Annotated in this window: 21 protein-coding genes; 2 read left to right on the top strand and 19 right to left on the bottom strand. The window is 59.2% G+C overall.

Annotated elements, in window-relative coordinates; all coding sequences use genetic code 11:
- Positions 1-19 precede the first annotated feature (19 nt).
- Both ELQ88_RS13530 and ELQ88_RS13525 read right to left on the bottom strand, forming a co-directional pair.
- Positions 20-667, bottom strand: a complete 648-nt coding sequence (locus ELQ88_RS13530) for a TetR family transcriptional regulator C-terminal domain-containing protein (protein WP_128869937.1) — start codon at positions 665-667, stop codon at positions 20-22.
- Between the two features lie 239 nt (positions 668-906).
- Positions 907-1731 (bottom strand): class II aldolase/adducin family protein, encoded by an 825-nt coding sequence (locus ELQ88_RS13525; protein WP_128869938.1) that lies wholly within the window; start codon positions 1729-1731, stop codon positions 907-909.
- 177 nt (positions 1732-1908) lie between these two features.
- On the opposite strand from ELQ88_RS13525, the gene ELQ88_RS13520 reads away from it, so the two are divergent.
- Positions 1909-3870: an FAD-dependent oxidoreductase gene (locus ELQ88_RS13520; protein WP_138965630.1), complete on the top strand. Its 1962-nt coding sequence runs from the start codon at positions 1909-1911 to the stop codon at positions 3868-3870.
- Between the two features lie 84 nt (positions 3871-3954).
- Positions 3955-4569: a cupin domain-containing protein gene (locus ELQ88_RS13515; protein ID WP_128869940.1), complete on the top strand. Its 615-nt coding sequence runs from the start codon at positions 3955-3957 to the stop codon at positions 4567-4569.
- A gap of 56 nt (positions 4570-4625) precedes the next feature.
- Here ELQ88_RS13515 and ELQ88_RS13510 read toward each other — a convergent pair whose 3' ends face one another.
- The 17 genes from ELQ88_RS13510 to tssA all read right to left on the bottom strand — a co-directional run bounded on the left by ELQ88_RS13510 (position 4626) and on the right by tssA (position 25518).
- Positions 4626-4814 (bottom strand): type II toxin-antitoxin system HicB family antitoxin, encoded by a 189-nt coding sequence (locus tag ELQ88_RS13510; protein ID WP_228761606.1) that lies wholly within the window; start codon positions 4812-4814, stop codon positions 4626-4628.
- Positions 4815-4956: 142 nt separating this feature from the next.
- Positions 4957-5961, bottom strand: a complete 1005-nt coding sequence (locus ELQ88_RS13500; protein WP_178084692.1) for a serine/threonine-protein kinase — start codon at positions 5959-5961, stop codon at positions 4957-4959.
- Positions 5958-6686, bottom strand: a complete 729-nt coding sequence (locus ELQ88_RS13495; RefSeq protein WP_138965628.1) for a PP2C family serine/threonine-protein phosphatase — start codon at positions 6684-6686, stop codon at positions 5958-5960. The genes ELQ88_RS13500 and ELQ88_RS13495 overlap by 4 nt, the downstream gene beginning before the upstream one ends.
- Entirely contained in the window at positions 6686-10213 is a 3528-nt protein-coding gene (tssM, locus tag ELQ88_RS13490) for a type VI secretion system membrane subunit TssM (RefSeq protein ID WP_178084691.1), read from the bottom strand. Before tssM ends, ELQ88_RS13495 begins: the two co-directional genes overlap by 1 nt.
- Before the next feature lie 13 nt (positions 10214-10226).
- The gene (icmH, locus tag ELQ88_RS13485) at positions 10227-11102 is read right to left on the bottom strand and encodes a type IVB secretion system protein IcmH/DotU (RefSeq protein WP_138965624.1); all 876 of its coding nucleotides are present in this window, start codon (positions 11100-11102) and stop codon (positions 10227-10229) included.
- A gap of 5 nt (positions 11103-11107) precedes the next feature.
- Positions 11108-12439, bottom strand: a complete 1332-nt coding sequence (gene tssK / locus ELQ88_RS13480; RefSeq protein WP_138965622.1) for a type VI secretion system baseplate subunit TssK — start codon at positions 12437-12439, stop codon at positions 11108-11110.
- Positions 12440-12441: 2 nt separating this feature from the next.
- Complete coding sequence (tssJ, locus tag ELQ88_RS13475) at positions 12442-12942, bottom strand: type VI secretion system lipoprotein TssJ (protein WP_138965620.1); 501 nt, start codon at positions 12940-12942, stop codon at positions 12442-12444.
- 5 nt (positions 12943-12947) lie between these two features.
- The gene (gene tagH / locus ELQ88_RS13470) at positions 12948-14144 is read right to left on the bottom strand and encodes a type VI secretion system-associated FHA domain protein TagH (protein ID WP_138965618.1); all 1197 of its coding nucleotides are present in this window, start codon (positions 14142-14144) and stop codon (positions 12948-12950) included.
- A gap of 17 nt (positions 14145-14161) precedes the next feature.
- A complete protein-coding gene (locus ELQ88_RS13465; RefSeq protein ID WP_138965616.1) occupies positions 14162-14302 on the bottom strand; it encodes a type VI secretion protein in 141 nt (46 codons plus the stop codon).
- An 87-nt stretch (positions 14303-14389) separates the two neighbouring features.
- Complete coding sequence (locus tag ELQ88_RS13460; RefSeq protein WP_138965614.1) at positions 14390-15907, bottom strand: sigma 54-interacting transcriptional regulator; 1518 nt, start codon at positions 15905-15907, stop codon at positions 14390-14392.
- 10 nt (positions 15908-15917) lie between these two features.
- Entirely contained in the window at positions 15918-18566 is a 2649-nt protein-coding gene (gene tssH / locus ELQ88_RS13455; protein ID WP_138965612.1) for a type VI secretion system ATPase TssH, read from the bottom strand.
- Positions 18567-18579: 13 nt separating this feature from the next.
- Complete coding sequence (gene tssG / locus ELQ88_RS13450; RefSeq protein ID WP_138965610.1) at positions 18580-19587, bottom strand: type VI secretion system baseplate subunit TssG; 1008 nt, start codon at positions 19585-19587, stop codon at positions 18580-18582.
- A complete protein-coding gene (gene tssF / locus ELQ88_RS13445; protein WP_138965608.1) occupies positions 19551-21338 on the bottom strand; it encodes a type VI secretion system baseplate subunit TssF in 1788 nt (595 codons plus the stop codon). The genes tssG and tssF overlap by 37 nt, the downstream gene beginning before the upstream one ends.
- Before the next feature lie 161 nt (positions 21339-21499).
- Positions 21500-21907, bottom strand: coding sequence for a type VI secretion system baseplate subunit TssE (gene tssE / locus ELQ88_RS13440; RefSeq protein ID WP_138965606.1), 408 nt, complete (start codon positions 21905-21907; stop codon positions 21500-21502).
- A gap of 14 nt (positions 21908-21921) precedes the next feature.
- Positions 21922-23397, bottom strand: a complete 1476-nt coding sequence (gene tssC / locus ELQ88_RS13435; protein WP_138965604.1) for a type VI secretion system contractile sheath large subunit — start codon at positions 23395-23397, stop codon at positions 21922-21924.
- A 28-nt stretch (positions 23398-23425) separates the two neighbouring features.
- Positions 23426-23929: a type VI secretion system contractile sheath small subunit gene (gene tssB, locus ELQ88_RS13430; protein ID WP_138965602.1), complete on the bottom strand. Its 504-nt coding sequence runs from the start codon at positions 23927-23929 to the stop codon at positions 23426-23428.
- A 32-nt stretch (positions 23930-23961) separates the two neighbouring features.
- Positions 23962-25518, bottom strand: coding sequence for a type VI secretion system protein TssA (gene tssA / locus ELQ88_RS13425; protein WP_138965600.1), 1557 nt, complete (start codon positions 25516-25518; stop codon positions 23962-23964).
- Positions 25519-25701 lie beyond the last annotated feature (183 nt).

Below are 25701 nucleotides of genomic sequence, written 5' to 3'. Positions count from 1 at the left end.
GCTATAGCTGAACGATCGATCAACAGCCCTCTGTCTGCAAACTGAAACGCTGGCGACCGCCGGCCTGCAAACCATCGACCCAGGCTTCGCAAATCTGCATGCCCTGGCTCGGGGTGAAGGTGCCGGGGTTGAGTCCCGACTCCAGCCACAAGCCATCGAGCAGCGCGCTCAGGCTGATGGCGGCAAGGTCCGCATCGAAAGCCTCCCAACCCTCCTGCCGGGCCAGATCGTTGAGCACCTTGCGCAACTCGCTGCGGTATTCGCCATAGGAATGCTCATGGGCGAGATTGATCGCCTCGGCGGTCTTGACCGCGCCCCAGAACGCCAGCCAGGCATCCAGCAGTTGCGGGTCCAGCAGTTCGGCGGAGAACGAGGCACGAAAAAATGCCGACAAACGCTCACGGGCATTCGGTGCGGCTTGCTCCATGGCGTCGCGTAACAGGCTCATGACTCGCCCGGTGACCGCCCGATAGGCTTCGGCCACCAGTTCGTCCTTGCCGGAGTAGTGATGGCTGATCAACCCGACCGACACCCCCGCTTCAGCCGAGATCTTGCGGATCGAAGCCCCCTGGAAGCCATGGCGCTTGAGGCACACCAGCGTTGCCTCGATCAGGTTGGCCTTGCGCAACTCCGGCTCCATTCGGGAAAAGCGGGCTTCCTGGGTCATGGGCATCGATCTCCTTGGAACAGTCGTTGGGCCGGTCTTTTGCGGCCACTGAGCTGAACAACTGTACAGCATCTCTGTAGGAGCGACCTTGCTCGCGATGGACTCAAGAGTGGCGCGTTTGTTCAGAAAACACGCGTTATCGTTAACGTCCATCGCGAGCAAGCTCGCTCCTACAGGGGGCACACCTTTCACTTAACTGACTGGCATTGGAGCAAGCCCCCCGCCTCAGGGCATTGCGCTCAATCGCGATAACCCGGCGCCACTCGATCCGCCAACCGCAACAGCGCCGACCATGCCAACTGCATGGCATCCGGATCGTTCAGCTCGCCCTCCGCCAATGGCCGACCCGGCTCGTTGAACTGGCGCTCGGTGTGCTCGCAAACGGCCGCCGGTGGCAGCACCAGTTCGCCGCAGGCCTGCGCCGCCAATTGGATCTCGCAGGCTTTTTCCAGGTAGTACATGCGCAGAAACGCCTGGCCGATGCTTGCTCCAACGGTCAACAAACCGTGGTTGCGCAGCATCAACACCGTCTTGTCACCCAGGTCATGCACCAGTCGCTGCTGCTCGCCCAGATCCAGCGCCACGCCCTCATAGTCGTGGTAAGCGACCCGTTCGTAGAACTCCATGGAGATCTGATTCACCGGCAACAACCCGCACTTCAACGCCGCCACCGCGCACCCGGCCCGGGTGTGGGTATGCAGCACACACTGTGCATCTTCGCGGGCACGGTGGATGGCGCTGTGAATCACGAAACCCGCCGGGTTGACCGGATACGGCGACGGCTCCACCGCACGGCCGTCGAGGTCGATCTTGACCAGGCTGGAGGCGGTGATTTCGTCGAACATCAGCCCATAGGGGTTGATCAGGAAGTGATGCTCGGGCCCCGGCAGACGCACCGAGATGTGGGTGAAAATCAGGTCACTCATGCGAAAGTGCGCGATCAACCGATAACACGCAGCCAGCTCCCGGCGCAGGCGTTCTTCGGTAAGACGTCGCTCTGTAACAAGTTGCTCGCTGGAAACCTGCTCGGCAGCGCCAGCCGCCGGATGTGCAATTTCATTCATTGTTTCTGCTCTCTGGGCTGATCGTCTGCGCGAAGAATAGGACTCGACGTCCCAATCTATTTATCCGCCATTAAAAAAACAAGTTGATTTTTTACTGAGGGTAAATTTCTATAGCGAAATAATAACAACGCCGAACCCCCTGTTTTTCCAGCTTCGGCTCGCCTGGAGTATCGCACCATGCCGACTTCCACCCCAGCGTTCGCGCACCTGTTCGAACCGCTGCAGATCCGTGGCAAGCGTCTCAAGAACCGCATCATGTCCAGCGGCCACGACACTTCGATGCCGACCGACAACCTGGTCAACGAGCAACTGATCGCCTATCACCGGGCGCGTGCCGAAGGCGGCGTCGGGCTGATCGTGCTGCAGGTTGCCGGGGTGCATGACAGTGCGCGCTACACCTCCCATGTGCTGATGGCCACCGATGACGCCTGCATCGACGGTTATCGACAGCTGGCCGACACCTGTCATGCCCATGGCACGGTGGTGCTCTCGCAGATTTTCCATCCGGGCCGGGAAATCATGGAGTCCAGCGATGGCTTGCTGGCCGTCGCCTACTCGCCTTCGGCGGTACCCAACGAGCGTTTTCGGGTCATGCCGCGCGCGCTGGATCAAGCCATGATCGACGAGATCGTCGCCGGTTATGGCGCGGCGGCCCGGCGTTTATACCAGGCCGGGCTGGACGGCGTGGAAGTGGTCGCCAGCCATGGTTACCTGCCCGCACAATTCATCAACCCGCGGGTCAACCGGCGCACTGACGGCTACAACGGCGACCTGCAACAGCGCCTGCGGTTTTTGCGCGAAGTCATTGCGGCGGTCCGCGCCAACACCGATGAGCAGTTCATCATCGGCTTGCGCATCAGTGCCGATGAGCGCGACCCCGAAGGCCTGACCGAAGACGAGTCGCTGGCGGCGGTCAAGTCATTGCAGCAGCAACTGGATTACGTGCACATCGTCGCCGGCACGTCGGCATCGTTGGGCGGTGCGGTGCATATCGTGCCGCCGATGGCCATCGAAGCGGCCTACCTGGCCAAGGAGGCCGGGACGTTCAAGGCCAGCCTGTCGATTCCGCTGTTCGTCACCGGGCGCATCAATCAGCCGCAAGAAGCCGAGCTGATCATTGCCCGTGGCCAGGCCGATGTCTGCGGCATGACCCGCGCCCTGATCTGCGACCCGCAGATGCCAAACAAATCCAATGCCGGACGCAGCGAGGATGTGCGCGCGTGCATCGCCTGCAATCAGGCGTGCATCGGGCACTTTCACAAAGGCTTGCCGATTTCCTGCATCCAGCATCCGGAGACCGGTCGCGAGCTGATTTTCGGCAAGCTGCACGCGACGACCAACCGCAAGCGCATCCTGATCGCCGGCGGCGGCCCGGCCGGGATGAAGGCGGCCGCCGTCGCCGCCGCACGCGGGCACGAGGTCACACTCTACGAAGCCGGTGCACAGCTCGGCGGGCAAATCCTGCTGGCGCAACTGCTGCCGCGGCGCAGCGAATTCGGCGGCGCCAGCACCAACCTGCAGCGGGAAATGCACCTGGCTGGCGTACGCGTGGTGTGCAATACCCGCGTCGACCGGGCGCTGGTCGAACGCGAACGGCCGGACCTGGTGATTGTTGCAACTGGCGCCGAACCCTACTGGCCGACCTTCGAACGGGGTGGCGACCTGCACGTGGTGGATGCCTGGCAGGTACTGCGCGACGAGGTCACGCCGGGACGCTCGGTGCTGGTGGTCGACTGGCGGTGCGACTGGATTGGCCCTGGCATCGCCGAACGCCTGGTGCGTGCCGGCCATCAGGTACAACTGGCGGTCAATGGCACCCATTGTGGAGAAAACCTGCCACTGTACGTGCGCGATCAATTGGCCGGCGAACTGCACAAGTCGGGCATTCCCATCACACCTTACGCCCGCCTTTACGGCTGCGATGACAGCGCCGTGTACATGCAGCATACCGCCAGCGCCGAGCCGATCATTTTCGAAGACATCGACACGCTGGTGCTGTGCCAGGGCCATCAGCCGGTGGATACCCTCGGTGCGGAACTGCAAGGGCTGGTGGAGTTCCGGCGGATCGGCGACTGCCTGGCACCGCGCACCGCCGAAGAAGCGATTTATGAAGGCTTGAGGGTTGCGTGGGACCTCTGAGGCTGCTCTATACTCCCGGCCTTTGCCAGCCATCAGGCCCGAGGGTTTCAACCCGCTCGGGCACCGTCCGTTTCGGAGCACGCAATGAGCAACAGCAGCAACCTGCCGCCTGCCAGCGCGCCCGCCAGTCAGCCCGCTGCCGCAGGGCCGCACTTCCTCGGCACGCGCATTCGCGGCCTGCGCAAACGCCGGGGCATGACCCTGGCCGCGCTGGCAGACATGAGCGAGCTGACAGCGGGCTACATCAGCCAGCTGGAACGCAACCTGGCCTACCCGTCGATCCCGGCGCTGTTCAACATCGCCCGCAGCCTGGGCGTGACCATCCAGTGGTTCTTCGCCAGCGAAGCCAGCACGGCCCCCGAGGACAGCGGTTATGTGGTCCGCAAGCACAGCCGGATGAGCGTGCATTACGAAGACGGCATCGTCGACCAATTGCTGACCCCGCAGCCCAACCGCCAGCTGGAGATCCTGCATTCGCGCTTTCCACCAGGCACTTACAGCCAGCAAAGCTATAGCCATGAAGGCGAAGAAGCCGGCTACCTGCTCAGCGGCAGTTTCGAGTTGTGGGTTGGCGAGCGCCATTTCCAGCTCAACGAAGGCGACAGTTTCAGTTTTTCCAGCCAGGAACCCCATCGCTACGGCAACCCCGGCGAGGTGGACGCGGTGGTGATATGGGTGATTACCCCGCCGACGTTTTGAAGGGCAAAAACAACAAGGACGCTGCCGGAACGCTTGTTCCGGACAGTGAACTTCAGTCAAGTCGGCGGGCCACAGTCCGCCAAATAATCCTCAACAGCGGCAGCAAACCCGGCGCGCAGCTCGGCCACTGAATCGGCGTGAAAGCTGATGATGTCACGCACACCCAACACCCGGCCGACGAAGATGTCGTCCCGCTCATCAAACTCGACTCGGGCCGCATAGCCCTTATAGGTCATGCTGTTCATAGCTCAACTCCTGCTCGCTGAAGAAACTCGCGAGCCTCTTCTACCTGATACTTTTTGGCTTCTTTTCCTGGGTGCGATCGATGGGACTGATCTATTTCGGGACCAGAGCGATTCATTCGCTTTGCTCCCTGTTCAGTAGTCATCAGTTACGCCAATGCATCAAGCGTTGCAGCCAAGACGGAGTGACGGTGAAAGCGTCACGCAATTGTTTGGCAGTGATCGTTCGATCCGCCACGTCGAAAGCCAACGCTGCACGCAACGCTGGCCAGCAATATTTTGGCAAGTTCTCAGGTGCTAGCAGCTCGCGTTCCAGATGCTCATTGCGGGCCTGGGTCGAGGGTAAGTGGCGGAACGGGTGCTTGCCTCCCGACAGCTCGTAAATCACACAAGCCACGCTGTAGATGTCGGCGCTGGCGGACAGTGGCTGGCCTTCCAGTAACTCCGGAGCAGCGTAGCCGGGAGTCCAACCGTTGAATCGTTCGCGGTTCAGGTGCGCCAGACCGGGCAGGATGCCTTCGTCCGCTTGGCCAAGGCCGAAGTCAAAAAGGCGCACGCCTTCTTCGCTGAGCATAACGTTGCTGGGTTTTATATCACCATGCAGCACGCCGCGTGCATGGGCGTAGGCTAGTGCATCGAGCAACGGCAGCGTGATGTCTCGCAACTCTTCCCATGGCAGACCTTGGGGCCGCTCGCAGAGTAAGTTGTCCAGGGTCAACCCACGCATAAGCTCCATGGTAATAAAGGCGCGCAGGCAATGGGTGTCCACTTCAAAGGTGTGCAAACGCACAACGTTGTCGTGACGCAGGCGTCGGGTCAGGGCGAACTCGCTGTAAAGCAAGGCGCTGGCGTCCGGCGACTCGGCAAATTCTTCGCTGAGAACTTTCAGCGCGACGTAAGGGGCGGGATCGCCGAACTGTTCGCCCAGCAAGTCTCGTGCACGGTAAACCGCACCCATGCCACCGGCACCGAGCAATCTCTCGATGCGGTAACGGCCTGCCAGTATGTCAGGCATTTCACCGATCCTGGCCTTGATGGGCATCAGCGCGGCCTCAGCCTTGTACGACTTGGCGAACGCAAAGTAGGTCAGGTTGCTGTACTGCCCTTCGCTCACCAGCAGATCGTCGGTCGGTCGCATGAGTTCAGTCATTGGCGGATCACCACAGCTGTCAGGTTGTCCCGGGCCGAGCCACGCAGTGCGCTGTCAAACAAACGTTCCAGTGCAACCTGCGGCGCCGTCAGGCTCAAGGCGTTGCCGAGTGCATCGCTGCTGAGCCCTTGATACAAGCCATCGCTGCAGAGCAAAAACGCATCGCCGGGATAGACCTCAAGCTCCAGCACATCCAGGACCAATTTCTCGGCTGCCCCGACCGCGCGGGTCAGGGCATATGCGGCAGGATGGGCCTTGGCCTGCTCGACGCTTATTCGTTGTTCGTCGATCAGTTGTTGTTGCAGTGAATGGTCCTTGGATAGCTGATACAAACGCTGGCCGCGCCACAGATAGCAGCGGCTATCGCCGGCCCAGATGCAGGCCGCGCGATTGCCTTCCACCAGCAGCGCCACCACAGTGCTGCCCATGATGCTTTCGTGGCGCCCGGCTGTGACGGTCAACTCCTGGCCCAAGCGGCGGTTGAGCCAGTGCAGGCACTGGCGGATGCCTTTGAGTCGTTCGTCGAAATCATCCTGCACTGGCAATTCCGCCAGGCTGGCGACGATCAACTGGCTGGCGATATCGCCCCCCTGATGACCGCCCATACCGTCTGCGACCACCCACAGCCCCTGCTGTGGAGCGTCCAGGAAAGCATCTTCGTTGCGCGCGCGAACCTTGCCGGCATCAGTGCGCGCAGCACTGCGCCAGGGGCTGGCTACCAGCATCAAAGCTGCACCGGCATGCGGAAGGTGCGCAGCACGCCCATGTCGAAGGGGTTTGGCGTGCGCTGGCTGGTCAGTAAGTAGTTGGTGCGTAGGCCACCTACGTCAGCCTTGAGCACCAGCACGTCACGGCCGGTCAGGTATTCGGTCTGCATCAGATCAAACAGACGGAACAACGACCAAGGGCCAGTGTTCTTCTCGATCCCCAGCGGGCGGCCGACCATTCTGTCGAGCACCAGGCTGGTACGCCCGTCTTCAGTGTCGGTTGGCCATTTGAACGACATCGGTACTATCGGGCCATGACGGTATTCGATGGTCTTGTCGCCAAACTTGAACTCGGAACGGCTGACAGCCGGGTCGAGGGTGTAAGGCTCCAGTTTGAACTGCACCTGAGGTTCGGCTGGGTTGTCGGCGAAGAAGCTCTGGCGGATCACGAGCGCGGCGGCCATCTGATCAAGGTAGACCTTGGATATCGGCAGACTGAGACCATCGACACTGCGCATGCGGTAGTTACCCGGATCACCGCTGACAAATGGACGCAGGTAGCTGTCGAAGAAGCGGTCGGCAATCCCCTGGAACTTGAAGAACTCGCGAAAATCGCTGATCGCCACGTCACTGGCGCTGTGGGCGCTGAACGGATAGCGCTTGCTGATCGCCTTGCCGTAGAAGCTGTACACCTCACTCTGATAGCGCTGATTCAGATATCGATAGGAATCGCTGAGTACCAGACGCCAAGTATCTTCAGCCAATACGTTGAACCACACACTCACCGGGCGCGGCAGACGGCCCGACGCATTGCGCAGGTTGCTCAGCGCATCACGCTGGCCACCCATGCGGGTCTTGGCCATTTCGAACGCGGCTTGCTCCGGAGAACTGGCACGGGCCAGGCTGGCCATCTGCATTTGCAGGTCGTTGAGGGCGGTAAGGGCCGGGGTCAGGTCAGCGGTTGGGCCGTTGTTGTCATCCAGCAAGCGGTGCAGCGACTCAAAGCGACTTTGCAGGGACTTCTTCGAGGTATCCGGCAGCTTTTTCACCAAGGCATCAGCCGCCTTGCCGGCCGCGGTGACCGCTAATTTTCCGAGCTTACCGCCCTTGTCTGCCAGTTTCCCTGCCGCATCGGCGGCGTCATCTGCCGTGTCAGCGACCACTGGAAATCGGGTGTTTTCACGCACTTGCACTAGCAGTTGCAGGATCGGCGAATTGGCAGATGTCAGGCCCGCCAATTGCTCGGCGCCGTCACTAAAATCGTTGATGGCCGGCAGCGCGATCCGGCCCACCGCTTCCCCCCAGTAGTTGGCATAGTCGCGAAAATACAGCTGCTCGAGTTCGACCATCAGGCGACGTAAGTCCATAACACTGATACCCGAGCCTTCACCTAGTACCCAGTTGTCACTTAGGATATCGGTGACCAGCATCGAGCCCTGAACCGAAAAATACTGCTGATAGCCCTGTTGGGTGTAGAACCCCGGGATCACATAATCGGTGCCAACAAACAGCGCATCCTGTGGGCCAAGGTGTTGGCTTAAACGGTATTCCGGCAGGTTACGAGCCTGCTCGCGCAGCATCCGATATACCACGTTAGCCAGGGACTCGCTGCGCAAAACCTGGCGCGCCTGAGCCACCAACTGATCATTAAGCTGATAGATAAACGGCTGTTTTAGCAAGCGCTCGAAGTGGTTGTTCAAGCCATTTTGCACAGTGGTGTTGCCGGTGTATCGCTGGGACCACTCGGTGGCAACCCAGTCCTTGAGCCACGGCGCGTCGCGGCGATCCTTCATATTCAACATCAGGTATGCACGCAGGCTATTGAGCAGGCGTTCGCGGTCTTTCATGTTGGCGCGAATCTGCCCTTCTAGCAGGGTCGCGACCCGTGGCAATAGCTGTCCTTCAAGCTCACGTTCATAGGCAGTCTTAACCACCGGATTAACGTCTTCACCCTGATACAGACCGCCACGCTCGTGGTAACTCGCATCGCCTTTTTTCGGGAACACCTGAGTCGCCGCGTAGCGGGTGTCAAGGGTCTTGAGCACCGCCATGGAGTCATCACGGGTGGTGAGGGTCGAGCTCTGTTGGGTCCAGGTTTGTGCCAGGTTACGCAGGTTTTCCAGGCGCTCGTAGTTGGCGGAAAAACCGCCGGCCCAGAGCATGCCAAATAGCGCCAGTGCAGCCAGTGAGCCCACATACAGCGCACGCTGGCCCCAGTGGATGCGGCTGCGTTCGCGTTTGTCCAGGCCTGCAAGATCGGCCTCGGGGAAAATTACCCGGCTGAGTAAATGGTGGATGAAGCGCGAACGGCCACTGCGCAGCGTCGGCAGCACGCCGGTGTTCATGCCCAGGTTGGCACCGATGCCGGCGGTGGTTGCGTCCATTTCCTCAGTCAGATGCGGGGCACTGGTCAGGTAGAAACCGCGCAACTGGCTGACACGCTGGTACCGGTTGCCGGTGAACGCCATATCGACGAACAGGCACAGACGCTCGCCGATTTGCCCCAGTTGATGCGGGAAGTCGAGGATGCGGCCACGGCGCTGGGTGTCACGCTCCTGGTGTATGCGCGTGATCACCTGGCTGTTGAGGCGATGCAGTAACGCTTCGAACTCAGTGCGCAGCACGGTCACATCAGTACCGCTCTGATCCTTGCGGAAACTGGTACCGAGCACCTGATCGCTTTCTTCGCGAGTCAATTGGTCGAAGAACTCATCGAAACCGAGCAGGCGATCCGCCTTGCTCAGCACCAGGTAAATCGGCACATCAACGTGCAACTTCTGATGCACATCTTGCAGGCGCACACGTACCTGGCGGGCCAGGGTTTCAAGGTCCTGTTCACTGCTGCTCATCAGGGTTTCCACCGGGATGGTCACCAGTACACCGTTCAGCGGACGATTGCGGCGACGCTTGCGCAGCAAGTCGAGCAACGTGCTCCAGGCACTGCCATCGACTTCGGCATCCGGCTGAGTCAAGTAACGGCCTGCAGTGTCGATCAGCACGCCGTGATCGGCGAAGTACCAGTCGCAGTGTCGGGTGCCGAGGGTGTCGCGGGTCAGTTTGCGGTCGATCTTGTTGATCGGAAACTCAAGCCCCGAGAAGTCCAGCAAGCTGGTTTTGCCACTGCCCTGCGGGCCAATCAGCAGGTACCATGGCAAATCACTGCGCCAGCGCTCGCTACGACCGCGATACACGCTCGACGTCCTCAGGGTTTTCAATGCATCTTTGAAGCGCGTCTTTAACTCATTCTGCTCTTCGTCGATCTGCTCTTCGCGGCGGATACGATCCTGGCCGTCTTCGCTTTCCTCGACCGCTTTTGTGCGCACTCCAGCGTGCCAGCTGACAAAGACCATGGTCAGGCCCCAGATCAGGAGCAGCACACTGATGGTCAGCAAGCGGGAGGTCGAACCTTCCCAAAACTTGTAGTCATCAACCGCCAGCAGCGGCCCGGTGAACCACACCAGCAGCGCAACAAACAGCACCAATAGCAGCGTCCAGACCCAGGTCTTGCACAAGAATGTGCCTACTTTGTTGAAAAGCTTTTTCATCACACGTTCCTGTTTACGGCTGCGACTGCGGCTGGGCCGCCGCTGGATCAAACGATTGATATGGTTGCAGAACGGTGTCGCGTTGCTCGCCCAGTACCCAGGCGAAGCCCGAATACATCACCACCAGACAGACGAAGGTGAACAGCACCACCATCCACGCCGGCACGATGCGCACCAGGCTACGGCGCTGACCGTTCAGGCCTTCCCAATGAGGTGAAAACTCGCGTGGCGCATCGCCGCGCAACTGGCGGATCTGGCGATACAAGGCGTCGCGGATGCCTTCGAGTTCGAGCATGCCGCGAGCTTGTACGCGGTACTTGCCTTCGAAACCCAAAGACAGGCACAAGTACATCAGCTCCAGCATCGGCAGGTGCTTGACCGGGCTTTTCGACAGGCGATCCAACAGCTGGAAGAACTTCTCGCCGCCGAAGGTTTCGTTGTGAAAGCTGCTGAGCAGGCTCATTTTCGACCACTCGCTTTCGTTGCCCCACGACGTGGTGACGACAGCTTCGTCAGCCACGGTGCAGAGCACGTAACGGGCGGCCATCACTTGGCTGCTTTCGGCACCATTGTGCAAGGCATTGATTTCAAACAGTTTCAACCCGGTGGCCAGTCGCTCGTTGAGCACGTGCATGTCTTCGCGAGTGTCGCTGTGCTTGAGCCGTACCACTTCAGACAGCAACTCGGACGCTGCAGCCACCAGCGAATTCAGACTGATATTGAACGCTTCGGCCGGGCGCAGGCGCGCAGCGTAGATCATGCGTCCTTCAAGCTGCTCGAAGCGTGGCGGCGCAGCGAAATCCGTCAGCGGACTCGACGCAGGGCCGTGGCCCTGACGGTCGAGCAGGACGGTTTTATCGTCCTGGCTGTATTCCGTTTCCTTGATCATGTCGGTCAGTTCCTGATGGCCCAGAATTTCAGTTCAAGCTCGACGAATTCGCCGGACACGTGGAACGCGAAACCGCCTGAGCGTTCGAGTTGTGCCAGGTCTTCGGAGCTGAGTTCGAGAATGAAATAGGTTTTGTTGGAGTGGAACGCAATCTGCCGCGGGGCCACAGGCAACGGTTTGACCTTGATGCCTGGCAGGTGCAGGTTGACCAGTTGACGGATACGCTCCACCGGGCCGACCTTGAGGTGCGCCGGCAAGCGATGGCGCAGTTCGTCGGAGTCGCAGTTGGCACTCGCGGCCAGCACAAACGAGGCAGAACCTAGCAGTTTGTGGTCGTGCAACGGCGCGACGATGATCCCGTATTGACGCTCTTGCAGCTCCAGCTCAATAGCGTGCTGTTCCAGCACCATCGACAACACCTGACGTATCGCGTCCATCAATTTACGGAAACTTGCTCCCTGATCGCTGTGCTGGTAACGACTGTCCAGACGAGGACGTTTGCTATCGCTGGAGAACGTCGCCAGATCGCCGAGCATGGTCAGCAGCGTGCGGTACAACTCTTCCGGATGCACCTGTTCCAGACTGAGGTAGTGACGCAGGAGTAGTTCGGTACGGTTGATTAGTTGCAGCATCATAAAGTCGCCGACTTCTGCGCCACCCACCTTGCCATTGGAACGGATCCGCTCAGCGATGGCGTCGCCCCGGTTGCCGAGCATGCTGATTACTTCCTTAAGGCACGACAGCAAGTAGCTGGAGGCATGCGCCTGGATGTAGGTTGGTACGAATTCCGGGGCAAGGCTGATCACGCCGTCCGGCGTGGTATCGAGTACTTCGCAGATCTTCAGCTTCACATACGCCTGATCGCTCTGCTGCTCGCCTAGCAACAGTTTGAAGTCCGGGCGGGCGCAACTGACCTGGCTGGCGGAGTCGTCGCCAGCGTTGGAGTCGGCTACTTCCGCTTCGTATGCGGTATAGCGCGCCAGCACGTCGGACTGCTCCGGCCGACGGGCTTCGATGTGGTTTCCGGTGACCAACGGCAGCGCCAGGTAGATTGGCGTGTTGCCGGTGTTCGGCGGCACGTCCAGGGCCAGCGGCTCAGTATTACCACCCAGTTCGAACAGGCTACCGTCCGGCAGAATCCCTGATGCCTGGCTGATCACCAGTTTGCCCATGTTGAGGAACTGCAAGTCGATGTCCAGGTTGAGGAAGCCCCAGATGTAGCTGCCCAGCAATTGGGTGCGTGTCTTCATCTGGTGGTCATAGTAGCGATCGTTGTGCTGGAAGTGCTGCGGACGCAGCAACATGCCTTCCTGCCAAATGACTTTATGGGAGTTCATGGTCAGTCAGCCGCCTTGACTAGCAATTCATGGGTGGTGCGAATGCCGCTCTGGTCGAGCGTCAGGTCGGCGTCGGTGACGTCCACCGGGGCGACTTGCAGGGTGTAGCGCCATTTGGTATCCGGCAGGTCACGGTAGGCGGCGAGGACACCGACGTAGCGGCTACCCTCCTCCACGCTAAGCTTGAGTTCGACGGTTTCGCCCGGACGCAGCTCCAGCTCCTCGGTCGACACCATGTCCGGAGCCAGGGACTCCTTGGCGCGCTCGTACAGGCTGAAGAAGTCCGCGTTCTCGAACGCCACAGGGTGCTTGAGCTCAAACAGACGTACGACAATTGGCGACGGACGACCGTTGAGGTCCGGGTTCAACTGATCGCTGGCCGTCAGCTTTAGGTTGAGTTTGGTGACGTGGGAATATGGCGATAGCGTCGAGCAACCGGCCAACAGTGCCAAGGTGGTCAGTGCAGTCAGCACCTTAAAAAAATCAGTCGAGCGGCGAGACATGCGCATCATCCTTGGTGGTCGGTGTGGAGGGTGGAAATCAGGCGGATCTGTTCTTCGTAAGCCTGAGCAAAGTCGCGGGCCAGCAGGCGCTCGCTCCAACCATCATCCTGGCGCAAAGCCTGGTGATAGCGCCCATAAGCTCTCCAGCGACTGCCAGAGGTGGCCAGCAACGGCTTGTTGTCACGCTCGAAACGCAGGGTCAGTTGCTGTGGGGAGAAATGCTCCAGAGTGCTGCGAACCGCTGCACGACTGGCGGTCAGCAACGCGACCTGATGCGCCTGTAAATCGCGGAACGCACGGGAAATCGCCTGCTCGGCTGGCAACTGGCCCGGCTTGTTCGGCTGCAACAGAATGCCCAGCACTTCACCGGCATCAACGGCTAATTTCAGCGGGTTTTTCTGCGTGCCTTGCTCGGTGGTCTGGGCCAGGCGCAGTTCATTCTTAAGTTCGCTGCGGGTACGCATGCTCTGCTGCAAACCGCCGACGCTTTGCTTGAGCAGGCGTGCGGCGTTGAGCGCGAGCGCTTCCTTGGCGTTGTGGTCGAGGCCTTTGAAGTCCACGCCCAGGGCAGCACCGAAGTTATCCCAGAAGCTTTCACTCTGACGCTCGACGGCTTTCGGCACCGGGGCGAGCGTAGGTTCGGCCGGGGCATTGATCAGCTCCGGCACCATCAGGCTTTCCGTGTCAATGCGCGCATAGTCGGCGCGCTGACGGGTGTCTTCCGACGCCGTGCTTGGCGAGATCAGCTCGTCGATTTCTGAATACACACGTTCCTGCTGGTCTAGAGCATTCAGCGGGTCGAGTTCGAGGAACGCATCATCAGGAATGATGCTGCCTGCGGCTTGCGGACGACCGGCCTCCTTATCGGAAGTCGCCAGGGTGTGAACTAGTCGTGCACGGATCTCGAAATCACCCAGCACGTATACGCTGCCGTGCTCGATACGTACCGTGTCGCCCTTGTGCAAGCGTGCGCCGCTGGCACTATTCTGGATTCCGTTGCTGCTGGTATCGGTCAGGAAAAACGTACCTTCGCGGTAGCTGATCAACGCGTGATGGTTGGACAGGTGACGCTCGCGGTCCGGAATGATCCAGTCACAATCCTCCCCCCGACCAATCACGCCGCCGGCCTGCTTGAAGGTCTTCTGGCACAGCTGCGTAGGTACGAACTGCTTGGTGTTCACTATTTCGAAAACCAGTTCCATGGTGATGCTCCTTGCGGTCACTTGCCGCGATTGACCGCCTGCGTATCGCCCAATGGGCGATAGGTGTTGTCGTTGTATTTGTAATTGCCGCTGCAGCCGCCGAGGCCACATAGAACGACAACTGTCAGAAAGACGGCTTGCCAGTGACAAATAGTCATCAGAGGGTCTCCAGGGGCGGCACAAAGCGCCGGCCCTTACGGTTAAGGCTGTTAAAAGCGGGGGGATTGAAATCGAGCGTATTGGGCCTACCCATCGACATTTCCCGCGTTGATGTTCAGGCGTCCGAGGCGGTAGAGGAATGTGCGCCGTGGTAGACCGAGCTCGCGAGCGGACAGAGTCTGATTGCCGTCGTTCTTGCGCAGGCAATCGATCAGCAGACTGCGTTCAATCTGCTCCAACCGTTCACGCAGGTTCAGCTTTACGACCTCAGGTGTGGTGTCCATACGCAGGGAGAAGTGCTCTACCAGCAACTCGCCGCCTTCGCAGAGAAGCACCGCACGTTCGACCAATCCCTTGAGTTCACGCACGTTGCCGGGGAACGCGTAGCTAGCCAAAAGATCCAGCACTCCGTTGGACCAACTCACCTCATCGCGCTGCAAGAACGTACAGGCCTTGTCGGCGAAGTGCCGTGCCAAGTCGAGGATGTCGTCTTCGCGTTGACGCAACGCCGGTAGTTCAATAGGAAACTGCGCGAGACGGTAGTACAAATCCTCGCGAAACTTCCCTTGGCTGACCAGTTCCGATAAGTCCCGATGTGTCGCGGCAATGATGCGCACGTCAATCTTGTGGGTGTCGTTGGAGCCCAGCGGACGAACCTCGCCCTCTTGCAGCACCCGCAACAGCTTGGCTTGCAGCGACAGTGGCATGTCACCGACCTCATCAAGCAACAAGGTTCCGCCGTTGGCTGCATCGAACAGCCCGGATCGGTCCCGGTCGGCACCCGTGAAGGCTCCTTTGCGGTAACCGAATAGCTCGCTTTCGAGCAAGTTTTCCGGGACCGCCGCGCAGTTCTGCACGATAAACGCCTGGGAACGACGCGGTCCGCACTCGTGGATCGCCCGGGCTACCACCTCTTTGCCAGTACCCGTTTCGCCACCCAGCAGCACGGTGTAGGAGCTGTGCAAGACTTTGCTAATCAACGAATAGACCTGGCGCATCGCTGCGCTTTTACCCGTCAGGCCATAACCGCTGGCGCTCGGAGCGGCGACCGGTGCCGGCGATGCGCCGCCGCTTGGCCGTCGTAAACGTTGCAGCAAATGCAAATGGCCCAACACGAACGAGCCAAGTCGACTAAACGAATCGGCGAAGCCTTGCAGTTCGATGTGCTGATGACTGGCACACAGCAATAACCCTTCCACAGATTTCTGCTGATTGACCAGCGGCACGCACAGCAGTGATTGCCATGGCCTCGCCTGGCTCGGCAGAAAACTGGTCTCGTGCAGACTGCCGCTCAATTCACCAATGCACACTACGCGGTTCTGGCACAGCGCAAATTGCAGCAGTTGCTCGCCGTTGTAATCCGCTGGCAAGCTAGACGTTTCACGGGGTTGCAGGTTGCCATTGAGGCACTCCGCATTCATCCCGAGGCAGGTATGGGTGGCGTCCAGCAGGTACAGTTGTGCCAACTCACAACCGCTGAGCTCGGCCAGTCCGCGCACGAAGTCACACAGCAGCGCAGTTCCATCCGTCGCTCGCGACAGGCTGGCGAACTGCGTAAGTAAGGCTTCGGCATAGACCAGTGGTTGCGGCACTTGACTGAACATCACACCCACCTCAGGCGAACTCGCAGATCACGCTGGCGTTGCAGTCAAGCGTTGTGTGAACGCGCTTGAGGCTTTCACCTACGGCCATCGCGTCCAGCAAACGGTCAGCCACCAACGGCAGCACGTGCAGGTCCAGCAAATGGTCGATCAGGCGTGCGCCGCTGTCGCTTTGGGTGCAGCGTTCGGCCAGGTGATCGATGAGGTCCTGTGAGTAAGTGAAATCGAGCCGACGACGGTTCAGGCGCTCGCCGAGACGATCGAGTTTGATTTCGATCAACTCGCGTAGCACCGGCCCGCCGACCGGGTAGTAAGGCACCACGCGCATCCGCGCCAACAGCGCCGGTTTGAAGTGCTTGCTCAGCACCGGTCGAATGGTTTCTTCGAGGACTTCAGCCGACGGCCGTGCGCCGTTTTCGCAGAGTTCGCTGATGTGGTCGCTGCCCAGGTTAGAGGTCATCAGAATCAGCGTGTTGCGAAAGTCGATCTCACGCCCTTCGCCGTCGTTGGCTACGCCCTTGTCAAAGATTTGGTAAAACAGGTTGAGCACATCCGTGTCGGCCTTCTCGACTTCATCGAGTAGCACGACGGAATACGGTTTCTGTCGCACTGCGTCGGTGAGCATGCCGCCCTCGCCATAACCGACGTAGCCTGGCGGCGCACCGATCAGGCGCGAAACGGTATGCTTCTCCTGGAATTCGGACATGTTGATGGTGGTGATGAAGCGATCGCCGCCGTACAACAAATCAGCGAGGGCCAATGCAGTTTCGGTCTTGCCGACGCCACTTGGGCCAACCAGCAGGAACACACCCACGGGTGCATCGGGCTTGTTCAGGCCGGCGGCGGTAGCGCGCATCGAGCGATCAAGGGCGTGAACGGCTTGTTCCTGACCGCGAATACGGGTACGCAGGTCAGCAGTGAAGCTGGCAACCTTGGCATTGTGCTCACGGGCCAGCTGCGCCAGGGGTACGCCGGTCCAGGCGCTGATCACTTCAGCCACAAGCCGCGGGCAGACCTCGAAGCTCACCAGTCGATCTTTGACTTGCAACTCGGTCAGTGCTTTGTGAGTTTCGTTGAGTGCGGCTTCCAGGGTTTCGACGCTTTGCGCTTCGTCCACCGGCAGCGTTTCGATCACGGTGCCTTCGGTGTCTTCTTCAACCGTGACGGTTGGCTCGACGGCAGCAGCTTCACGGGCCTTGGCCAGTTGCTGCCGCAGATCCAGCAGGCGCTTGGCCAGTTCTTTCTGTTCGGCCCAGAGGGCCTCCAGCCCGACCATCTCGTCTTCAGCTTCGGCCAGACGATCTTCCAATGCGTCCAGCCCTTCGCGGTCGATCAGCAGACCGGCCTCGGCATCGCGGCGCAGGGCCTGACGCTGACGACCACCTTCAGCCAGTTCGCCACGCAGGCGCTCCAGGCTTTCCGGGGCGGCGGCGAGGCTGATGCGCACGCGGGCGCAAGCGGTGTCGAGCACGTCGACGGCTTTGTCGGGCAGCTGACGTCCGGCAAGGTAACGGGCGGACAACTCTGCCGCTGCGACTACCGCGTCATCGCGCAGGTAGATGCCATGGCTCTTCTCGTAGACCTGAGCCAGGCCACGCAGAATGGTCACCGCCTCGCTGACGGTTGGCTCGTGCAATTGCACCGGCTGGAATCGACGGGCCAGCGCCGGGTCTTTTTCGAAGTACTTTTTGTACTCCGCCCAGGTGGTCGCAGCGATGGTGCGTAACTCTCCCCGGGCCAACGCTGGCTTAAGCAGGTTGGCGGCGTCGGAGCCCCCGGCATGGCCGCCCGCGCCGATCAGGTTATGGGCTTCGTCGATGAACAGAATGATCGGCCTCGGCGAAGCTTTGACTTCGTCAATCACACCTGTGAGGCGACGCTCGAATTCACCTTTGATGCTGGCGCCGGCCTGCAACAGGCCCAGGTCCAGTGACAGCAACTCGATGCCTTTCAACGCTTGTGGCACTTCACCAGCAGCAATGCGCGAGGCCAGGCCTTCGACGATGGCCGTTTTACCGACGCCAGCTTCGCCGACAACAATCGGGTTGTTCTTGCGGCGCCGAGCAAGGATGTCAACCATCTGGCGGATCGCGCCGTCGCGGCACAGCACTGGGTCAAGTTTGCCGTCACGGGCCTGCTGGGTCAGGTTGTGGGTAAAGCGTTGCAACATGAGCTCACCCGACATAGCCGGTTTACCAGTGCCTGACGGTTCTTTCTGGGATAAAGCGAACTCTTTCAGGCGGTCGATATTCAATTTGGCCAGCAACGGCTGGTAGCGACTGCCGGCGTAGCGCATCGGGTTACGCAGCAACGCGAGAATCAGTGCCGCCTGTTCGACCTGGGTCTGGCCCAGCTCAAGGTTGGCAACCAGCAAGGCATCTTGCAGCCACTGCACCAGTTCCGGGGCGAACACCGGGTTGCGCGAAGCGCTGTGCTCGACCCGTGATTGCAGCGCTGCACTGAGTTCACCAGCGTCGACTTCGGCATCCAGCAGCGCGCGGGCAAGCAAGCCTTGCGGACGCTCCAACAAACCCAGCAGCAGGTCTTCGACAAGAATCTTGCTGCCGCCACGAGCCACACAACGTTCGGCCGAACTTTCCAGGTCACGACGGGTTTCGGCATCCAGAGCCTGGATGAGTTGTTGCAGGTCTACGTTAATCATTTGTCATCTGTCCTTAATAAGTTTTGCTGCCCAGAGTCACCACGCCGTCCGCTTTTTCGCGGCCGAGCCAACTGGTCCATCCCAGGCGACAAGCGTTTTGCTCGCCAATACGCAGTTCGCGAATTTCTTCTTGGCGCAGCATCAGGCGAATGTCGTAATCAAGCGGGTCACGGAGGGTGAACCGCACCAGCGCACACAGCGGCTGGTAGCCAAAACCGATTGGCAGGAACTCGTGAAAGCGCTGCCAGTCGAGTTCACGAATGTGAATCCGGAACTTGCCGCTGCGATCGCGCACGGTCCCCCCCAATACCACGTCTTCACCAAGCGCGGTGTTGGCTCGCCCCAGGCGATTACGCTGCTCATCGAGGATTTCCACATGGCGTTCAATGCACTGTTCAATGGTCAGTTCGGCGTGTTTGAAGTAGTAACGCAGCACCGCTTCGATCAGCGCAGCCGAATGCGCGCGTAAACTGAGCAAGCCCAGATACGGCAGTAGGCGTTTCCAATTCAGCTCCTGGGCGCGCCGAATCTCTTCACCGCCGAGGCCGATGAGGGCAAACAGCTGAGAGGAAAAAGGGTCGAGGGCACCACTCTCGAAGCTGGCGCGATAGCGATATTTTTTCCAGATCGGCAGCATCAACCGTTGCAGGCGGTGGTGAAACAGGTCGAGGAAGTTACGGGTCGGGTTGCCGTCCTCGCTGTCGCCCAGGGCTTGTTCGCCGTAAAACGCCGGCAGCGGCGAACCGGAACCGACCAGGCCGATCAGGTTGAAACGCAGGCGCGCGCGCAGGTGACCGTCCTCGTGAAAAAACTCCACGCGATCAACGTCGCTGCCGGGGAAGCCCAGGCTCGGGTTGGCCTGAAACTCCAACTGATCGTACAAGTCATCCTGGCTCAGGTGCGGGTGCGCCTCGCGCAGCCGGTCAACTACCAGCAGCACCGACTGAAACAACGAGTACTCGCGTATTCCTCGGGTCAGTCCGCTTAAAGAAGCGGCTGAAGGCCCATACGTGGTGTCCATTGGTACACCTCTCCCTGCGTACTTTTTACCCGCAGCTCGTGGTACGAATTGAGGCTGGCGTAAAGCGCGAAAAACTCGTTAAGAACCGAAGCGAAAACGAACAGGTCGCCCTCGCCGATATACCCTTGCGGGTCGATGGTCAGCTCAGTGCGCAGCCCGCGAACCGGCAACCCTCGGTGCAATCGATCGACGTGCTGGTGCTTGATCGACTTGAGTCCGCCGAGCAGGCGTTTGCTGACTTTTTCAGCGTGTTGGTCGTAGTAGCGCGGCAAGTCGTAGGTTTCGAGAATCACCTTCAACGCGTTGACGTCGGCCAGCGACAGATAGTTGAGCGACATGTTGCTGATCAGCTTCCACAGGAAGTCGCGATTCAGTGGCGGCGCGAAGCTCGAAGTGGCCGCGGTAATGTTGCGGAAACTCAGGAACTCCGGCGTCTCTTCGCAAGCCTCGCTGATGTCGCCGAGCTTGAGCTTGCGTGGCAGGTTCTGGTTGGTACACATCAGGTCAATCGACAGGGTTTCCTGGGATTCGGTGTGGCGAATACCGAAGCTAAGATAAGTGTCGAGGCCGTCGTGCAGCGAGGAAGAACGCTGGCGAATGCTGTAATGAGGACGGCTGTTGGGTACGTCGAAACTAGGGTCGTGCTCGAAGGATTCGAACGGAACATACTCCTGATAACCGAGGCCGCCAGGTTTCCAGCCAGTCACGGTTTCCACCGAGAACACACCGCAGTTTTCCAGGTCGTACTCGGCGGGTAGCAGCAGGTACTCGTCCTGCTTGCCGTCAAGGCGGATCGGCAACGCATGGTGCGTGAACAGATTAACGATGGGAGTACAGTGAAGCTTCACGTTGTCCAGAGTCGGACGCATGCGCAGGACTCCACTCTTACGAATGTCGAAACGCAACTCCAGGCCGCGTACCTGTTTGAGGATGTCTACCGGTAAAGCCTTGATTAGGTCCAAGCCGTTAATGTCGACGAACAGAAATTTGTCCTGGAAGGCAAAATACTCTTGTAGGTAGCGATAACCGCGGAACGTGTTCAGCGGATACGGGATCAACGCTTCCTCTTCGGCAAACCCCACCGGCTGCACGCGGTCACCTGGCATTTTGAACGCCATCGGCGTGCCGTTGACTCCGTTGATGGGCTTGCCGGTGGCATCCAGCGGGATCAGTTCGATACCTTCCAGGTTTCGCAACAGGCTCAGGTACAGCATCTGGCTAATGTAGCGCTCACCGGCAAAGTGCAGACGCAAGCGGCTCAATTCCAACTCGCCGAGGTGACCGTCGGCGCTCATTTCCAGACGCAGGCTCAACAGCGAGCCGTCGCCCTTCACCGAGTAGTTCAGTGCAGTCAGGTCCAACGGCAGGACTTCAGTCGGATAGCAGGTGCGAAAGCGGCAACGCACGTCATCAATCGGAACGCTTTCCACTGGTGTATCGCGTTCGACCATCAATGCCGGACCAGAGCGTTGCAACGGATCGAACTGCAGAATGCTGAACGACGGCAGCGGCCGCATGTAGTTGGGCCACAGCAGTTGCATCAGCGAATGGCTGAGCTCCGGTAACTCGTCATCGAGTTTCTGGCGCAGACGTCCGGTCAGGAACGCAAACCCCTCCAGCAACCGCTCCACGTCCGGATCCCGCCCGGCCTGTCCGAGGAAAGGCGCCAGCGCCGGACTACGCTCGGCGAAGCGACGGCCTAATTGACGAAGTGCAGTGAGTTCGCTTTGGTAGTAGTGGTTAAAGGACACGGGGTACCTGCCTGGTATTGGATCTCATAAAGAAGCTGTCCTAAATGCCAGACTGCTGAACAAATCACCCACGGTCACACCGTTCAGGTAACCCTGCGCTTCAACCGTGTTCATGACTATTCGCTTCCTGCCTTTTTGGACGTCATGACATACGAATTTCATTAGCTGACCTTGACTTGACCGCTGCCATCCAGGCACGCGGCGAAACTGACTTGCCGCTTGAAACCATCCACTTCCAGCAGGCCTTCGATGTTGAAGGACAGGCGAAGCTGATCGTGATCACGCGGCAGGGAGATGACACGCACATTGCTCAGGCGTGGCTCGTAGGCTTCGATGAAATTTTCGATGGCCAAACGGGCCTGACTTAGGGAGTCGTGCAGGCTCAGACGCATGTCATTGAGATCGGGCAGCCCGTAATCGGACAGCGTTTGCACGCTGCCCGCACGGGTGCTGAGCATCTTGGCCAGATGGGCAGCCACGGACGCCATGGCGGAAATCTCGCGGCTCCAGCCGACGCGTTTGTCCGCGTCGCCACCCAGGCGTTCGAAAAGGCTGCCGTATCCGGTCATGAGTTAGGCTCCGCTTACTCTTTGTCCAACTTGCCAACCAGCGACAAGGTGAAATCAGCGCCCATGTATTTGAAGTGCGGGCGTACGTTCAGGCTGACGCGGTACCAGCCAGGCTCGCCTTCGACATCGCTGACGATGATCTGGGCAGCGCGCAGTGGACGACGGCCACGGACTTCGGCGCTTGGGTTTTCCTGGTCGGCGACGTACTGGCGGATCCACTTGTTGAGTTCAAGCTCCAGGTCGGTACGCTCCTTCCACGACCCGAGCTGCTCGCGCTGCAGCACTTTCAGGTAATGGGCCAGGCGGTTGACGATCATCATGTACGGCAGTTGAGTGCCGAGCTTGTAGTTCAGCTCTGCTGCCTTACCTTCTGCGCTGATGCCAAAGAACTTGGGCTTTTGCACTGAGCTTGCGGAGAAGAACGCGGCGTTGTCGCTGCCTTTGCGCATGGTCAGGGAAATGAAGCCTTCCTCGGCCAGTTCGTATTCACGACGGTCGCTAACCAGAACCTCGGTAGGAATCTTGGTTTCGATTTCGCCCATGCTTTCGAAGTGGTGCAACGGCAGGTCTTCAACTGCACCACCGCTTTGCGGGCCAATGATGTTCGGACACCAGCGGAACTTGGCGAAACTGTCGGTTAATTTGGTACCGAATGCGTAGGCGGTGTTGCCCCACAGGTAATGCTCGTGGCTGTTGGCGACGGTTTCTTTGTAGACGAACGATTTGACCGGATTTTCTTCCGGGTCGTACGGGTTACGCAGCAAGAACCGCGGGACCGTCAGGCCGATGTAACGGGAGTCTTCCGACTGACGGAAACTCTGCCATTTGGCGAATTGCGGGCCTTCGAAGTGATCTTTCAGATCCTTCAGGTCCGGCAGACCGGTGAAGCTTTCCAGGCCGAAGAATTTCGGGCCGGCCGCAGCAATGAATGGCGCGTGAGACATACAGGCAACGCTGGACACGTACTGCATCAGCTTCACGTCCGGCGAGCTTGGGGACATAAAGTAGTTGGCGATGATCGCGCCCACAGGCTGACCACCGAACTGACCGTATTCAGCGGTGTAAATGTGCTTGTACAAGCCAGCCTGCATCACTTCCGGCGAATCTTCGAAGTCATCCAGCAGGTCTTCTTTGGAGACGTTGAGGATTTCGATCTTGATGTTTTCGCGAAAGTTCGTGCGATCGACCAGTAACTGTAGGCCGCGCCACGACGACTCCAGTGACTGGAAGTGCTGGTGGTGGAGGATTTCGTCCATCTGGCGACTGAGTTTGGCATCGATCTCGGCGATCATACGATCAACCATGGCCTTCTTGACCGGTTCACCGTTGTTCTGGGGCTTGAGCAGCTCTTCGATGAAGGCCGACACGCCGCGCTTGGCAATATTGTAGGCATCATCGTCCGGCGTCAGACGGGTTTCGGCGATGATGCTGTCGAGAATGCTGTATTCGCCGCTCTCTTTGCTCTTTTGCTGTGCTGCGCTGGTGCTCATTGTGTTGGCTTCCTTGGCTGATAAAGACTCAAGCGTCTTGGGCTACGGCGTTCAACCCCAGCTCACCCAGTACGCGGCTGCGGGATTCGTCGTCGGCGAGAACGCCTTCGATAGCTTTGCGAAACGCAGGTGCGTTACCCAGCGGGCCTTTGAGGGCCACCAACGCGTCGCGCAACTCCATCAGTTTTTTCAGTTCAGGTACCTGCTCGACCAGCGAGGCCGGGTTGAAGTCCTTCATTGAGCTGACGCGCAATTTCACCGCCAGCTCTTCAGTGTCACCTTCTTCCTGAAGACGGTTCGGCACGCTCAGCGTCAGCTCCAACTCTTGCTTGGCCAGCACTTCGTCGAAGGTAATCCTGTCGATGCTGATCGGCTTGCGATCCTCGACTTTACGTTCGTCCTTGCGGTGGGTGTAGTCACCGATTGCCAGCAGTTTCAGCGGCAGTTCAATCTCTTCCTGAGCACCGCCAGTGGCGGGTTTGAAGGTGACATTGATGCGTTCTTTGGGGGCTACAGAGCCTTCTTTGGCCATGGCTTTTCTCCTTGCGGTGGTGGCCCTGGGGCCTATTCGAGTACCACTTCGAGATCGAGGTGGCACAACCTGCGATAAATCTCTTCTTTGCGCTCTCGCACAGCATGGTTCTGCGGTAATAACTCGCAGCAGCTATGCAGCAAATGCAGCACTTCGAGCACAAGATCGGGCTCCCAGTCTTGCAGACCTGAGTCGTGTAATGTTTGATCGAGGGTTTCGAGCTGGGTCTTGGCCAGTTCGTATTTCTTGGCTGCGAAGCACAGCCGCGCCAGGGCAAATTGCCAGAAAAACCGAACTCGCCCGCCGTGGGCGCTTTGCAGGCCCTGCTTGAGGATCTGCACGGCCGCCTTGAGACCCTCTTTGCGCAAGATCGGCAGGACTTCCTCCAGGGCCAGCTCCCAGGCCAATTGGGTATCGGTTGCTTCAACCTTGCGTGGTGCACTGGAGGTTTGCAGGTGCGGCGTGACGTTGGCACTGATCCAAGCGCGAGTGGCCGGATCTGCGAAAGGGGTGCCGTTGTGAAAGCGCAGTTCGATGATGCCGGGCAGGCGCTGCATAAATAGCGCGAAGTGAATCTCCACTTCGCGCATTGCCACCTCAGCGTTCAGCCCTTGCAAGCACTCCCAGACCATTCGCTGGCCATCGAACCAGAATGGCGCCTTCGCCAAGCTCACCTCCAGCTCCACGATCAGGTCTGCGTATTTGGCTTGATCATAGCGATCCTGATAGGTCTTCAGCTTGTCCACCGGCAGACCGCGCAACGCGGTGATCTGCTCGGTGTTGCGCTCAGGAATCGCGTCGATGGGCAGCCACAACAGCGTGCGATTGAGGCGCAGCGCGCGCAGATCGGTGGCTTTCTGCTTGAGCCACCAGGCGCACAATGGACGGGCGCTTTCCTGCTGGGCACGCAAAGCCTTGTGGGCCTCTTTCTCATTGTCGATCTGCGCACCAGGGGTGAACAACTGCGTAGCAACCTGTTTAACCTGCGCAACCGCAGCACCCACCCCGCCGGGCTCCGGCTGGTTATCGGCGGCGCGCTGGACCATGTTTTTCAGACGGCGGGAGATCGGCAGTAGCAGTGGCGCGTCATCGCCCAAATGCTCTGTACACGCGGAATCAAGGCCCTCAAGGTGTTCGACCAGGCGGCGGAACAGCGGCAACTGCTCTTTGATCGCGATATTTTCGTTTAGCACTTGCTCAAGACGCGGAACCAGCCAACTCAGGGCAGCAGCGCGGGTGCGGGTCTTGTTCGGATGAATCTCAGCCCAATGGTGCTCACACAGATATTGCAGAAGTCCGAGACCAGCCAATAGCCCCTGGAAGGATTCGCGCTGGTACAGGCTCCAGGTCAGCCAAGCCCCAACTCGTAAATCCTTGGACAGTGTGCGCAGCAAGGTTTCACTGTTTTCGCAAATTTTCTGCCAATCGATCTGACCGCTTTCGTGCATGGATTGGGCTTTACCCAGCTCGCCTTCCAATGCTTCATACTCGCTAGAAAAACGAACGTCCTCACCCGCAAAGCCTTCTTGGGAAATAGAGGCTTTCGCGAGCTCAAGATAATGGGCAGAAAGTTTACTGGTGTAAGACATCCATGACCTTTAATTAAGATTTCCGCGCCACACTCATTGGAACTTTAATGGTGTCGGACAGCAGAAAAAAAACGACGAAGCCTTGCACCGCCATTTCAAGGGCGCGCATGCGAAATTACAGAACCCTCATAGCCCAATGAGCTTTATCTATAAAGCATCAAACGTCGCGCCATTGCATTAATA

Source organism: Pseudomonas sp. MPC6, assembly GCF_006094435.1.
Taxonomy (GTDB): Bacteria; Pseudomonadota; Gammaproteobacteria; order Pseudomonadales; family Pseudomonadaceae; genus Aquipseudomonas.
This window is presented reverse-complemented; position numbering and strand designations above follow the sequence as displayed.

Coding starts and splice junctions, on each gene's coding strand:
- tssM (WP_178084691.1), bottom strand. CDS start 10,213: ATGAAAAAGCTTTTCAACAAAGTAGGCACATTCTTGTGCAAGACCTGG.
- tssE (WP_138965606.1), bottom strand. CDS start 21,907: ATGACCGGATACGGCAGCCTTTTCGAACGCCTGGGTGGCGACGCGGAC.
- tssH (WP_138965612.1), bottom strand. CDS start 18,566: ATGATTAACGTAGACCTGCAACAACTCATCCAGGCTCTGGATGCCGAA.
- tssG (WP_138965610.1), bottom strand. CDS start 19,587: ATGGACACCACGTATGGGCCTTCAGCCGCTTCTTTAAGCGGACTGACC.
- ELQ88_RS13465 (WP_138965616.1), bottom strand. CDS start 14,302: ATGACTATTTGTCACTGGCAAGCCGTCTTTCTGACAGTTGTCGTTCTA.
- tssA (WP_138965600.1), bottom strand. CDS start 25,518: ATGTCTTACACCAGTAAACTTTCTGCCCATTATCTTGAGCTCGCGAAA.
- ELQ88_RS13515 (WP_128869940.1), top strand. CDS start 3,955: ATGAGCAACAGCAGCAACCTGCCGCCTGCCAGCGCGCCCGCCAGTCAG.
- tssK (WP_138965622.1), bottom strand. CDS start 12,439: ATGAACTCCCATAAAGTCATTTGGCAGGAAGGCATGTTGCTGCGTCCG.
- ELQ88_RS13460 (WP_138965614.1), bottom strand. CDS start 15,907: ATGTTCAGTCAAGTGCCGCAACCACTGGTCTATGCCGAAGCCTTACTT.
- ELQ88_RS13510 (WP_228761606.1), bottom strand. CDS start 4,814: ATGAACAGCATGACCTATAAGGGCTATGCGGCCCGAGTCGAGTTTGAT.
- tagH (WP_138965618.1), bottom strand. CDS start 14,144: ATGGAACTGGTTTTCGAAATAGTGAACACCAAGCAGTTCGTACCTACG.
- ELQ88_RS13500 (WP_178084692.1), bottom strand. CDS start 5,961: ATGACTGAACTCATGCGACCGACCGACGATCTGCTGGTGAGCGAAGGG.
- ELQ88_RS13520 (WP_138965630.1), top strand. CDS start 1,909: ATGCCGACTTCCACCCCAGCGTTCGCGCACCTGTTCGAACCGCTGCAG.
- ELQ88_RS13530 (WP_128869937.1), bottom strand. CDS start 667: ATGACCCAGGAAGCCCGCTTTTCCCGAATGGAGCCGGAGTTGCGCAAG.
- icmH (WP_138965624.1), bottom strand. CDS start 11,102: ATGATCAAGGAAACGGAATACAGCCAGGACGATAAAACCGTCCTGCTC.
- tssC (WP_138965604.1), bottom strand. CDS start 23,397: ATGAGCACCAGCGCAGCACAGCAAAAGAGCAAAGAGAGCGGCGAATAC.
- ELQ88_RS13495 (WP_138965628.1), bottom strand. CDS start 6,686: ATGCTGGTAGCCAGCCCCTGGCGCAGTGCTGCGCGCACTGATGCCGGC.
- tssJ (WP_138965620.1), bottom strand. CDS start 12,942: ATGTCTCGCCGCTCGACTGATTTTTTTAAGGTGCTGACTGCACTGACC.
- tssB (WP_138965602.1), bottom strand. CDS start 23,929: ATGGCCAAAGAAGGCTCTGTAGCCCCCAAAGAACGCATCAATGTCACC.
- ELQ88_RS13525 (WP_128869938.1), bottom strand. CDS start 1,731: ATGAATGAAATTGCACATCCGGCGGCTGGCGCTGCCGAGCAGGTTTCC.